Origin of the sequence: Cytobacillus oceanisediminis 2691 (assembly GCF_007678455.1) — a bacterium.
Classification (GTDB): Bacteria; Bacillota; Bacilli; order Bacillales; family Cytobacillaceae; genus Mesobacillus; species Mesobacillus oceanisediminis_A.
Map to the genome: position 1 here is coordinate 510,042 of NZ_VEEP01000002.1, position 13,932 is coordinate 523,973.

At 44.6% G+C, this 13,932-nt stretch carries 9 protein-coding genes; 1 reads left to right on the forward strand and 8 read right to left on the reverse strand.

The window, feature by feature from the left end:
• Positions 1-113 precede the first annotated feature (113 nt).
• From FS736_RS24175 to FS736_RS06005, 8 genes are all read right to left on the reverse strand, one after another.
• Positions 114-284 carry a hypothetical protein gene (locus FS736_RS24175; protein WP_222125054.1) on the reverse strand — a complete coding sequence of 57 codons (171 nt, stop codon included), beginning with the start codon at positions 282-284 and terminating at the stop codon, positions 114-116.
• Positions 285-380: 96 nt separating this feature from the next.
• A complete protein-coding gene (locus FS736_RS05975; RefSeq protein ID WP_144475435.1) occupies positions 381-1,031 on the reverse strand; it encodes an alpha/beta fold hydrolase in 651 nt (216 codons plus the stop codon).
• Positions 1,015-1,509, reverse strand: coding sequence for a YdbC family protein (locus tag FS736_RS05980; protein ID WP_186326679.1), 495 nt, complete (start codon positions 1,507-1,509; stop codon positions 1,015-1,017). Before FS736_RS05980 ends, FS736_RS05975 begins: the two co-directional genes overlap by 17 nt.
• Entirely contained in the window at positions 1,500-2,348 is an 849-nt protein-coding gene (locus FS736_RS05985; RefSeq protein ID WP_144475437.1) for a GNAT family N-acetyltransferase, read from the reverse strand. The genes FS736_RS05980 and FS736_RS05985 overlap by 10 nt, the downstream gene beginning before the upstream one ends.
• Before the next feature lie 156 nt (positions 2,349-2,504).
• Positions 2,505-3,752, reverse strand: a complete 1,248-nt coding sequence (locus tag FS736_RS05990) for a helix-turn-helix domain-containing protein (protein ID WP_144475438.1) — start codon at positions 3,750-3,752, stop codon at positions 2,505-2,507.
• Between the two features lie 79 nt (positions 3,753-3,831).
• The gene (locus FS736_RS05995) at positions 3,832-8,013 is read right to left on the reverse strand and encodes a S8 family serine peptidase (RefSeq protein WP_144475439.1); all 4,182 of its coding nucleotides are present in this window, start codon (positions 8,011-8,013) and stop codon (positions 3,832-3,834) included.
• 277 nt (positions 8,014-8,290) lie between these two features.
• Positions 8,291-9,190 (reverse strand): vanadium-dependent haloperoxidase, encoded by a 900-nt coding sequence (locus tag FS736_RS06000; protein ID WP_144475440.1) that lies wholly within the window; start codon positions 9,188-9,190, stop codon positions 8,291-8,293.
• A gap of 184 nt (positions 9,191-9,374) precedes the next feature.
• Positions 9,375-11,759, reverse strand: coding sequence for a glycoside hydrolase family 31 protein (locus FS736_RS06005; RefSeq protein WP_144475441.1), 2,385 nt, complete (start codon positions 11,757-11,759; stop codon positions 9,375-9,377).
• A gap of 418 nt (positions 11,760-12,177) precedes the next feature.
• On the opposite strand from FS736_RS06005, the gene FS736_RS06010 reads away from it, so the two are divergent.
• Positions 12,178-13,926 (forward strand): alkaline phosphatase D family protein, encoded by a 1,749-nt coding sequence (locus FS736_RS06010; protein ID WP_144475442.1) that lies wholly within the window; start codon positions 12,178-12,180, stop codon positions 13,924-13,926.
• The last annotated feature ends 6 nt before the right edge of the window (positions 13,927-13,932 follow it).

Consider the following 13,932-nt stretch of genomic DNA (forward strand, 5'->3'; position numbering starts at 1 on the left):
TCCCGGAATTTCCACTTCATCCATATACATTATCTTTTCCTGCACGAGCAAAGGGACCATCAAAAGGGCTGCCTTCATGTAGAGGCAACCAAATTCTTGAGATTAATAGAAGGTTAAAGTTGGCCAGAAGACTCCGCCACTACATCTTGCTCCACAACCCTATCCACAAACTCCTTTACAGCCAACCCTGCCTGTTCCGGGAGTTGCATCCAAACATAGGCATGCATGGAACCTTTGATGTTGATGATTTCATAGAAATCCACAAGCTTTGAAAAAGCATCCACGCTACTCCTGACTTTTTCATCAGCCCATTCTTCTTCGCTTGGCATAAAAAGGACCGGACATTTTATTTCCTTATAATAATCCTGGAATTGAAGCTCCTAATATTTTTCCATGTACTCCATCCTGACATGATTCCGGTAATGACTGGTTATGAAGCCATCTCCATTTTCTTCTGCTGTGCTTTTCAGGTAGGTCAGGAAATGTTCATTCAAAATCCCCATCCATTCAATAGGTATCTTCGCCTCAGCCAGGAATTCGGTGAGAGAAGGATGTTCTGGCATTCTTCGTTCCAATAACTTCTCCCTTTGCCTGTTTTTTTCAGCGGTAATCCCCTCAGCTATCCCATTGAAAATTCCATAATCCCCAAACTCATTGTATAGTGCACCTTCACAAACAATCGACTTCACCATGTCTGGATGGGACGCTGCCAAACTCAACCCCACTTCTGCCCCCATCGAACTGCCTACAACATGACACGTCTTGACATCTAGGGCTTGGAGCAGCAAGTATAAATCATTGGCCAAATCATCAATATGATATCCCGTAGGTGGTTTGGCCGATTTGCCATGCCCTCTAAAATCAGGAGCAATAATCCGGTATTCCTTACTGAAAATCGGCAAGATGCCATCCCACATATTTAAAGTCCCTCCGCTAAAATGAAGAAATAAGACTGCGGGTTTAGTTGAATTTGAATACTTTACATTCAATGCGATTGAATTAGATAACTGGATTTTACTTTCTGTTAGCATTAACGACCCTCCATGCTTCTTCTACTTGCATTCTTTCAGACAGGCTAGTTCTTGGATGCCCATTGATACTATTGGCCCTGGCTGTCAAGATGGTCTCTTCATTGCTTTTTCCTCTTAAAATCTTAAGAGTTGAATCCAATATTTTTATTTGAAGGACCTTGGCCGTTTCCAATACAGAAGCCAATTGTTGTGGCTGATATTCCATCTCAAAAAAACCAACGGAGATAGATTCATATGTTTTTCCTTGCCCTGAATCGATGAATATCCGATCATGCTCTTCCTTCATTAACTGCTGATAAGCCAATGGATTTTCCCAGAAAGCGATAATCCAGGCTGTGTTTGAATCTTTTTCACACCAGCCGCCCAACTGTCCAAGAAATCCTTTCATATGGCCGAGCTGCTCCCATTGTGTTTGTCCGTCTGAAAATAATTCCTTCTTTTGTTCTTCCACCTGGCACCGGATTGATTTTATGAGCATGATTTTTCCCCTAACCCAATCACAATAGATTCTGCAACCCATTCGTATCCAATTTCCTGATAGATTTTATTTGAAGTAGGATTGCTGAGGTCGGTATACAAGCTCGTTGTTTGGTAGCCCTGGTCCAGCATCATTTGTGAGAGTGCTGCAACACAATCAGAAGCAAAGCCTTTCTGTCGATGCTTGATAGGGGTGTAGACAAAATTGATGTTGATGTTTCTTTCCGTGGGCCTTGAGGCATTTGCCATCGAAACAATCTCCCCTTCTACTTCCCACCCCAGTAATCTTCCTCTCCGAATTAATTCATCCGCTTTGGCTTCCGCTTCATCCATGGTAATCGGCAGGTTCACGTCTTCGCAAAATTGATACACCCACTCTTTTACCAAAGCATGTTCCTCTCCTGGCAGTACCCGAGGCCTTCCTTTTGATACGATATTTTTCTTCACCTTATCCAGTTTGTATAATCCCTGGTTCATTTCCACAGTCGCCGTCACATCTCTTAGCTTAGAAAGATAGCCAGAGAGTTCAATAATCAGCTTCCTGTCACCTATAAGGCCAGGTATCCTCTCCAGCTCGTGATGCATCCGTTGTGCAATCTGGCGAAGTTCGTCCGGTGAAAAAGAAGCAGCTTTCGATAAGATGATCTTATCCGGCTGAGTTTGAAGCATAACCCACACAATTTCTTCATCCCTTTTCACGACAGCCATTAACAGCGGGGGTTTTCCTGCAGAATTCAGCACTCCCAGAGATAAATTATTGACCACTTCATCCTGTTTCAAAAACGCGGTTACCTCTTCTTTAAACTGCAAGGGATTTTCATATTTTTGCAGCTTGATCATTCCATCATCCCCATTCCATTGCCTTTCTCAACGTCTTGAATATCAAATCTATATTCGCTATTACAAAGTTTTATCCTGCTTTTACGGTGAAAGGACCAATGGAACGGTTTTGCTGTCCCCGTATTTTTCATGAGATGCTGTCACCGTCTCCATGTTTCATTCATAACTATAAAAACTCTTTTTCGAAGATATGTATGTGCTTGCGAGTTCTAATGCTTTTTCTTTTTCCCCTTTTTCAAAATAGTACTTAAAGAGCTTTCTTTCATAATGGTCGATGAGGATGACGTATCCGATTTGTTTTAAATGGGGGATTACTTTGTCCTCCAGGAATTGATAGTATTTCTCTTCTTGATTTGTCAGCTGATATATATGGAGCTGGAAGTCGATCCAGGTGTGTGAGTTGCTTGTTTTGGCATGTTTCAGGCCTTTTTCGGCGAGTGGGATGAGGGCAGCCTCTGAATATAGCTTACCGCTGGAACATGTCATGATATAGCCATCTAAACTGGTTAAGTAATGCGGCGAGGCATCTCCCATTAAATCGATTGCTTTTTGGTAGTAATCGGCAGACTGTTTATACATCTTGCGGCGGTAGCATTCAAATCCGAGATTGTGATAGATCTTTCCGATCCTGTCTTTTGAATGAAGCGATTCGCTCAATTTGATCAATTGCTCGTACTTGGCCTTCGTTTCGGCAAAATCGTGGAGCTCTTTGGCATTCAGCTGAACAATCAATAGCATTTCCGTATCAATAATTCTCAGGATATTTAATGTCCTTTGGAAATAGGCCAAAGCTTTTTTCCCGTAATAATAAGCGGTGATATTTGAGTGAATGGAATGATAGGCAATCGCTAAATGATAGTAATATTCTTCATTGCTGTATTGTTCGGGGTTGATGGAAGTTAAACAGTCGATACAATCTCGATATTGTCCCTTTAAAAAGTAATAAATCCCAAGGATATGCTTAAGTGTGTTTTGATCCTGAGGAGACATTTCAGCCTCATGCTTTTGCAGGGTTTGTACTATAGCAAATGCAGGTTCTAGTTTGTGCTCAAATAAGTAATGCCTTGCAGAAAGCAGTTGAAATAAAACCTGGAACTCTGGCATATCTATTAAACTCTCTTTTTCAAGTTCCTCCTTTAAGGCCCTCGGATCATTTTCACGCTGCATGATGATGGATTCTAACCACTGATGCAATTTCTGTGATGATTGATGATAGCGAATGATTTCATCTTCAAGGCTAATGTTCAGTTTCTTTGCCAGCAGCGCCGTTATTTCCGGAGAATATTCGGTAATTCCTCTTTCAATCTTGCTGATATGGGTAACCGAGCATACTCCATGGCATAGCTCTCCCTGTGTCAACCTTGCTTTTTCTCTGTAAAATTTAATGATTTTCCCCTCTATCATACGGCACCTCGACGGAAAATAGTTTTTAACATTATAACAAAAGCGGGAGACATTTCTCCCGCTTTCCTGCTAAAAATATTTATTCCTTTGGTTCAAGCCCAATCATCTTCAAAAAGTCTTTTAATCCCTTTTTCCCAATGGTCGCTATCGGCTTTGCACCTGTTCCTGCTGTCTGGCCTTTGGACATGAAGTTCTTCTCAATGAATCTTACATCGGTTTCATTGACCACGCCATCCTGATTGAGATCCAAGTTGATATTGTCTGGGTTCTTTTCACCATAATGATTTACAGCCTCTTTCAGGTCACGGATATCAATGATTTGATCTCCCGTCACATCTCCAGCAAGATTATCTTCCGGATTGTCCCTCCAGTAAATGCCACGGTATTCGCCCTCTGCTACAATACCGCCCATGACATTCTTCACCTGTGTCAAGTGTCCCGGAATTTCTGCATATATGCTATAAGAAACATCTGCAGGAACAACCACTTCATATAATCCGCGATCATCGATATCGGCAGGATAAATACTGCCGTCTTTTCCTTTTGCATAAACCTTGGCATTCAGCTTTGTTAAATCGTATTTCCGGTCGACCCAGCCGCCAGGCGTCAAGAAGGCCTCTGGTCCCATGTTTCCGGTCAACCGTGTATGCCTGGAAATGACCTTGAAGCTTGATAGGCCATAGGCCGGAATTTTCGTTAATTCTGCCTTCCCATATTCTTTATAAGTCAATTCATTCAAGCGGACTCCCAGGCTATCATTGCTGAACGTATCATCAATAAGTTTGAATGTAACATCAAGGAACGGTGTATCCCCACTGATTCCCTCAAATCCTTGTTTTTCTACTGCAGCTCCAACCTTGACGGTATTATCACCTACAACCGCTTCGTCCAGCTTCACTTCTGCGCCCATGCCAGCTGCGAGCTTTTCAAATTCTTCATTTACTTTAACACCCTGGAATTCCAATGTATCAACGTACGTTTTGATATCCAGGGAACCCGAAACAAAGTTCTTTACATTATTCAAGTCCAGGGTTACTGTGACCTCGTCATTTAACTCCAGGCGTTCCTTATTAAACCGGCTTGTTGCATACCCAGTTCCCTCTTTTATAAAGACGTATTTAGGAGATCCTAAGCTGTCTGCTGCGGTTGCTAAATCCCATGGCATCAAACCGAGCTGATATGGCTTTGTCCCATATTCTTCAGGAAGTACCCCAAATTTCGTGTCACCATTATCGGCAAGACGCAGGAATCCCATGATGAATGGAAGGCCATTTTCATAATAGCCTACAGTATTTGATTTCTGTGTGTAATCAAAGCCTCTTTGCTGCAGTAAATCGACTGTTGAATCGGTTACCTTTCCATGTACCCAAAGAGCGCGGGCACCATCTTCCTCTGTCAGCATGCTGTCACTCACTTCTGTTACGCCAGGTTCAATATCAAGCTCCACCTTTGGCGGTGTATTATCGACTAGCCCAACACTTTCAGAATGATAAGTTTTTCCGTCTTTATCTGTACTGATCAGATCAAGGACATATTCACCTTCCGGAAGCTTGTGAATATAGTCGGCAATTGGCTGCTTCTTATTCCCTGTAAAAGAATAAGCCAGCCCTCTATGTCCGAAGTAAATAAGGTATTCTTTATCAGGAGCAGCAGCTCTTGCATCATAGCTGCCGATCACGCCAACAGCCTCCCCTGTTTTGGCATCTTTTGCAATCAGGTCAAAACGCTCCATCGGGCTTTTGAACTTGAAAACAAAATGAGTTCCAGGTGAATAGTATTGATGGAACGGTGTATCATTCGAGACGGAAGGCGAGAGCGGTTCGGCATAAGCAATGCCTTTATCCGTTACCCTGATGGCAAAAGGAATCTGGTAGCTTTCCTCCGGATTTGCTTCATTTGTAAAATGAATATACCCCTCGTAGCGCCCTAGTTCAGCATCATGCGGAACTAGAATACTGGCTTCGACCTCTTTTACCTCTCCCGCTCCTACCGAGATGGTTTCCGGAAGCTGAACCTGGATTTGATTCTTAATCCCATCCTGCACACCTTCCCTAGCCTGATGATACTCGACTTCTGCCTTGAAGGATTGACTCGCAGTTCCTTCGTTCGTCACTTTAATGGTCCGGCTGTCCTGGACATCCCCGTCCTCTATGTAATGGTTTCCATAGCTGATCGAGCCTGTGATCTCATCGACTTCCACATATTCGCCATTTTCGATGTTGTCTGTTTGATCCATCACCTTAAAAGATACCTCAGAATGGACCGCCTGGTAGGCATCCAAACGGCCTGTCCCTACCTCGTAGACCGAATAATCGCTCTTCAGATCATCTGCCGTGTTCATAAGGGCAGTCTTTACTGCGAATGGGTCAAGCCCGGGATTTTCTTGTAAAATCAAGGCCGCTACACCAGCAACATGAGGGGTAGCCATCGATGTCCCGTTCAACCGGGCATAGGCAGCTGTGTAATCAAGGCCGTCCTCCGGGCTATTCATGAACTCAGGATATGTCGAGAAAATGGATACTCCAGGCGCAACCAGGTCAGGCTTAATGTCATAGTTGCTGTTAACCGGCCCTCTTGAGCTGAAGTCCGCAAGCGAATCTCCTTCTGTTTTAATAGAAGATAGCTGATTGAAAGTAATCGATGCATCATTCCTGCCCTTAAGCTGCTCTCCGTCCGCTTTTGACAGCTGGAACGTCGGTATATATTTCGTATTTTCACCGATATATACTGGGATTTCACCTTCTGCGTTGTTGTAGATGATCACGGCAATAGCCCCAGCATTTTTCGCATTTTGGACCTTGGCTTCAAAGGTCAGCTCTCCACGTTCAATCAGGGCGATTTTTCCGGGCAGATCCTGGCCATTGAAATCCTCTGGCTTGCCCAATCCCGCGAACACAAGCGGATACGATTTCCCTTCTAATTCCTTCAGGTTATCGGTAAAATTTTTCGCAAGCAGTTTCATATTTTCAAAGTTTAAATTCCCGGCACTCGCTTTAAAGGTCGGAATCGACATTGCTGCGTCACTTGCGCCAACTGTAATTCCAAATGCACTTGCACCAGGAGAACCCAGCGTTTTTTCATTCGGACCGTTATTTCCTGCAGCAACAACCGAAACGACTCCGGAAAGCATGGCATTATTAATCGCTACCGAAGTTGGATATAGAGGATCGTTGACGGCTGCTCCAAGTGAAAGGTTGATGACATCCATCCCATCAGCAACCGCCTTATCAATTCCTGCCAGTACCCCAGCAGTCTGTCCGGATCCATAAGGGCCCAACACTTTATAGCCATATAAATCCACATCAGGCGCAACGCCTTTTACCGAGTAATCCACATTGTTATGCTTCTGCGCAGCAATCGTCCCTGACACATGTGTACCATGGGATGTATAGTAGGCTCCTCCTGTATAGCTGAATTCCGGATTCTTTGTTGCCTTCCAATCTGCATAGGTTGTCTCCATCGGATCCGCATCATTATTAATGAAATCCCAGCCCTTTACCGAAGCCGGATCGACGGTTTTAGGATCAATCCCCTCCTGTCCGCGGAAACCTTTATAGGAATCTGCTAAATCAGGATGAGTATAATCAAGACCTGTATCCAACACCCCAACTTTGATGCCTTTTCCCGTTATACCTTCAGCATGCAGTTTATCCACACCAATTTGCGGAATGCTGTCTGCCATCTTTGGGGTAATTTTCGGCTGCTCACCTTTTGGGAACTCCAGCTGAACCTGGGCATTGCTCCAGATTCTTTTTACCGCCCCTGATTGAAGAAGCTCTTCAACGGCTGTTCCAGGCAAACTCATAGACACTCCGTTAAAAGCATTTTTGTATTCTCGTTTAATTTCGATTGTACTAGGATCATAGAGGGTGCCACTTCTCTTACTCTTCAAGGCATGTACATGCTGCTTGAATTCCTTGTGGGATTGCTCTACTTTGTCCTTCGCAGTAACAAGAGCCAGCTTCTTCCCCTTCAAAGATGCTTTCTTCACCTCAACCTTTGCTGGCGCCTGGCTGAACTCGACGATCACATCTACTAGTTCAGGAGTTTTCGTATTCACTTCGGGTGAAATGATGAATCCTGGACCTACCTCCAGCTGCTGCAGCGCCTCTCTTTGTTCTGCAGATAGACTGTTAAGGATCTTCTCAGCTTCTTCAACTGTAACTCTAGGTTTCTCTGCCATAACATTGAAAGGTACAGTAGCTGAAATCATCAAACCAGCTGCCAAGGCACCCGTTAATAGGTTTTTACGTCTCTTCATGCTCATCCCCCTGATTTCTCAAATTGATAGAAAAGTAAAAATACTTTCTATATTTATAGTAAGGGGGCTAATGCTAGGCGTAAATGGGGGTAATGAAAGCGGGACTAATGAGATATGCAGACGCTTATTCTGACCCTGTCCTTCCTGTTAAATGGTGATTTATCAGATAAAAGTACCCATCAACTTGGCCTGGTCTGAGCAAAGTAAAAGGGAAGCATTATTTTGCTTCCCTTTTTCAAGAGACATCGGTCATCTCTGGGTACGATCTTGTGCTTCTTTATATGCTTCCCTTCCGTTTTTTTAAGAGGGGCTTTGGAACATTCACATTTTTAAACTTTTCGGGTTCTGACTTTATGAGGGAGGTACATTCTGCAGAGAAATCAAAAGGAATAAACTGTTGAAAATCTATGGCGAAAATATCAGCATCAAAATTTTCCCTGTACTGCTGATCAATTGCCCGCATGCCATGGTCTTGTTCTCTCTTTAAAAATTTAATAATCTGATGTCCGATTGCTCTTCCTAATTCAATTCCTTCTGAGTTGTCAGAGGGAAAATGGACTCCGGCCAATAAACGGCTTAATGCATCTTCCTCAGCAATTCTTCCCAGCTTCTTTTTTTCAGCAGGAAAGTAAGAACTCAAGATGACTTCCGCACAACCAGACACTGCAGCATGTCCTGACGGATATGTTGGAAACCTGGGGGTACATAAAATGGTTTCCAATTCCTGGTCATACTGATTAGGCCTTGCAACATTCCATTCATACTTCAAACTCCATACAACAACCATTGTATCATTGATCGCTCCATGCAATACGGCCTGGATTCGAGCCGCCTGAGTAGGAGTAACACCATACGTATCAATTAGGCGGTCAGCGACAGGAGTCCACTGTTTAGTCGGTACTCCTGTCCCATAATAGATTGCTATTTTCTCCTGGGTTGGAGTTAGATTCTCGAGGGTCCTTTGTACGACCTTCAATTCTTTTTCAAAATTTATCAATCGTGGATGTCTTATGGGAAGCCTCAGCCTTTGTCCAAAAGGATCAGAAAAATATCCTTCTTCATCTCTTTTCAAAAAAAATAGCGGCCACCGTCCCGCTAAAGGTGTAACCGGATCGCGTGGAGATGATTCTTCTCCAGCATATGGCACTTCAGACCACTTTAAATAACTATATCTCAAATGTTTTCACCTCCAGATTTTTTTATCATTATATGAATGAAAATAAAATGTGGATAGACTTCGGCGGATTTACTTGGAGGGTCATAGGGACGGTTCACGAATATATAGAATTAGCTTCTCACCGGCTCCTCTCCTTTTCCCCACGAAAAAAAGCATAGGGTACGTTCCCATGCTCCGCTATCGTTTAATATAAGCCACTCTTCTCTACTGAAAATTCTATCAACCCAGACCCCGGATCAAACTCCGCTTCGTCTTGAAGCACACCATTCATTTGCACCTTCAACTCTTGGGTTGCTCCATGGACAACCAAACTCATCCGCTCCCATTCAGGGTCATACTGATTGTGTAAAACATCGACCGTGATTTCCAGGGAGTCTGCTGTTCTTTTGCCGTCGATCACCATTTGAAAATAGCTGCCCTGCTTATAATCAAAGGTTTTGCCGTCGTCTTCATAATGGACAAACTGGTCTAATCCGTTCTCTGAAGGATATAAATGAACCTTGATTTCCGATTCTTTCTGCTCGGTCGTATTTTTCACAGAGCCATGAACAAGAGTTGCCCCTTCCTTCACGAAAATCGGCATCACCGCTATGTCGGCTTCAACCAGGTGGTGCTTGCACCCCTCCAGTTTTTCGTCAGTCCAATAGTTCACCCAACTGCCCTCTGGCAAATAAACAACCCTGTGATAGGTGTCGGGCTTCATGATCGGCGCGACAATCACATGTGAACCAATCATGAATTGATCGGAAAGGTTGAAGGTATGTTGATCCTCTGGATATTCGAACACCAGCGGACGCATGACCGGAACTCCAGTCAGACTGGCTTCACGGAATAAGGTATACAGATATGGCAGCCACACATACCGCTCTTGAATATACTTCCTGATGATTTTTTCATACTGTTCCCCGAATGACCATGGTTCCTGGCGGATCGAATCGAGCACACTATGATTCCGGAAATACGGAGTGAACATGCCGACCTGTGTCCAGCGTGTCAGCAGCTGCCCGGTTGTATCATGCGCAAAACCGCCGACATCCGGACCGCAGAACGGAACACCAGACATCCCAAGATTCATGCACATCGGAAGCGACATCTGCAGATGCTCCCAGAAGCTGCGGTTATCCCCGGTCCAAACCGTGCTGTACCGCTGCACTCCCGCAAAACCAGCCCTCGTCAGTAAAAATGGCCGTTTACCATCGAGCTGCGCCTTCATTCCCTCATATGTCGCCTCACCCATCAGCAGGCCATAAAGATTATGCAGTTCCCGATGCGTCTTAGGGTTGCCATCATTCTTATGCATGACCTTCAAGTCCATCGTTTTCGTTTCGTTAAAAACGGCCGGCTCGTTCATATCATTCCAAATTCCTTCAATCCCCATCTTGGAATAGAGCTCATGCTTCTTCCCCCACCATTTCCGCACATCCTCACTCGTAAAATCAGGAAAAGCACTTTTGCCAGGCCAGACATCCCCGAAGTAAAGATTCCCCTCAAGATATTTGCAAAAGTAATCCCCGATCACACCCTCCTGGTAAATCGGATACTCCGGGTCCTCCTTCACGCCAGGATCGACTATCGGAATCACATGGATCCCTTCCTGCTTCAAATCCTCAATCAATTTCTCCGGATTCGGGAACCTCTCTTCATCAAAGGTAAAGACACGATAACCATCCATATAATGAATATCCAAATAAATGGCATCCAGCGGAATGTCCCTCTCCCGGAACTCCTTCACAAGCTCCCTCACTTCCTGCTCCGACTCATAGCTATACCGCGATTGATGATAGCCCAGCGCCCACTTAGGAGGAAGCGGCATCCTTCCGGTGACTTCCGTATACTGCTCCACCACATCTTTCGGCTTCGGACCTGCAAAAAGATAATAGTCCAGCTGCCCGCCTTCTGCCCAGAAAGAATACGTGTCGTTCCATGTCTTCATGTCAAAAACGCTCTTGAACGTGTTATCAAAAAACAGCCCATACGCCATTCCATTGCGTATACTCATAAAGTAAGGAATAGACTGATACAGCGCATCAATCTCAGGATTATGCGGAGCATACACATCCGTGTTCCACATCGTCATCTTTTCTCCACGCTTATCCAGGAAGCTCGTCTTCTCCCCAAACCCATAGAAATGATCATCAGGATGCATCTCTTTAAAACAAATAACCTCTTTCTTCTCATTGAATCCCATCGAAGGCTCATGATCGCGCACGATGGTCCGTCCCTGATCATCCAGCATCGTAATTTGTATCGGGCTTTTATGTATGACAACCGTAAGCTTCCCACTCGAAAGCTTCATTTCACCCTCACTCTCGGTAAAAGAAACCTCCACATCTTCAGGCTCTTTTACCACCGCGAAGCTTGATTGCAATGAAGGTTGCTCCTTAGGATTCATCACAACCCGCATGATGTCATCCCGGTAAAAACGAACTGTTACATACCCATTTTCACAACTTAGGTTCAGTTTGTTGTTTTCAAACTTACTAGAAACAACAGCTCCCACACTGCGAAAAGCTGGTCCTTTAGTTTTACTCTTCATTCCTGGCTGAATCGCAAAGCTAGTATCTTGCATGTATCTATCCTCCAGACTTGTGGTGTACCATTTAGTATTATTCCAGACAGCGGGGCGTCTTCGCTGTACCTCGAGTGAAGTAATTCAACACTCATTCAAAAAATCGCCCTTCTTCATCAATATACCTTATTTCTTTCTGCTTGACTCCCCCTTTGCCAGCCATCTGTCAGTACCTTCTTTGTAATTTTTTCTTAAAGGAATTTTTAAGGAATTCGGGAAGATGGTACTGTGTTTTGAGCATGCTTCGGATTGATTAACACCCAATTTCTTGAATATACAGAAAAAAGACCTGTTAGTAATCTCCTATGGAGCCAGTGAAGAATCTTTCTGGGTTTACATATATTCACATTAGCTTAAAACACCCCCTGTATAATCTGGTTTGTATTCAAAATCATTTTGCAGAGGGGAAGGTTTTACAATGAATGAGAGACCGTTTGATGAAATGATCAGCAGCTGGAGTCAAGAAGGTTTGAAAAAGAACATGGACCGCCGCAGCTTTTTGAATGGGGCTGGCAAGCTTGCAGGGCTTTCGCTTGGACTTGCGATCGCTCAATCACTTGGAGGCGGATTCAAGGTCAATGCTGCCCCAGTGTTTAACGAATACCCATTTAAGCTTGGAGTTGCTTCCGGAGATCCTCTTCATGATAGTGTCGTGCTTTGGACAAGGCTTGCGCCAGACCCGCTTGCAGGCGGAGGAATGCCTCAGCATTCTGTACCGGTAAAATGGGAAATTGCCGCGGATGAACACTTCCGCCAAATCATCAAGCGTGGAACTCAACTTGCTACACCTGCTTTAGCCCACTCTGTCCATGTCGAAGTAACAGACCTGAAACCGAACACCGTTTATTTTTACCGTTTTAAAAGCGGAGAGGAATTCAGCCCGGTCGGTAAAACCAAAACGCTTCCTCTACCTGGAGCAAATGTAGCTGCGATGACCTTTGCCTTTGCTTCTTGCCAGCAATACGAACACGGCTACTACACTGCATACCAGCATATGGCCAAAGAAAATTTAGATCTTGTTTTTCACCTGGGAGATTACATATACGAATATGGCCCGAATGAATACGTGTCGCCAACCGGCAATGTCAGGGCACACAGCAGTTCAGAAATCGTCACTCTTGAAGACTACCGCAACAGGCATGCACAGTATCGTTCGGATGAGCATTTAAAAGCTGCCCATGCTGCTTTCCCCTGGGTAGTCACATGGGATGACCATGAAGTCGAAAACAATTATGCCAATATCATCCCGGAAAAAGGGCAGTCCGTTGAAGAGTTCATCAAGCGCCGGGCAGCTGCCTATCAAGCGTATTACGAACATATGCCACTGCGCGTTTCTTCCATGCCGCATAATGAAGGAATGAAACTTTATCGTGACTTTTCGTACGGCAACCTGGCTGATTTTTATGTACTCGATACACGTCAATACCGTGATGACCAGGCAAATGGGGATGGAACAAAACCACATTCTGAGGAATCACTCGATCCGAATCGCACGGCACTTGGCGAAGAACAGGAAAAATGGCTCCTTGGTAACCTGGGTAAATCAACTTCCCACTGGAATGTACTGGCCCAGCAAATTTTCTTTGCCCAGCGAAAATTCGGGACAAGCACTGCCCCGAAATACAGCATGGACTCATGGGACGGTTACCCGGCTGCCCGCGAACGCATCATCGATTTTGCCGCAAGCAACAGCATCAACAACCTTGTAGTACTCACGGGTGATGTTCATGCAAGCTGGGCGTCAAACCTTATGGAGGATTTCAATGACCTGAATGCGAGGATTCTCGGTGCGGAATTTGTCGGCACCTCGATCACCTCTGGAGGCAATGGCTCTGACGTCCGTGCCGATACAGCGGCAACGCTTGAGCGGAATCCGCATATTAAATTTTTCAATAATTACCGTGGTTATGTAAGATGCCATGTAACGCCGGACAAGTGGCAGGCAGATTATCGCGTGGTTCCTTTCGTCACCGTGCCAGGGGCCGATATCTCAACCAGAGCATCGTTCGTGCTTAAGAAGGATGAGCAAGGAATCAAGGAAACTTCGTCCACGATCGTTCCAAACGGTGTCAAGCTATCAAGTGAAACAGAGGAAGACCGCCATAATGCACATGCCAAAGCGCATCAAAAACAGCTCGAAAAAAAGAAGCAAAAGGTCACTAACTAATAGCCT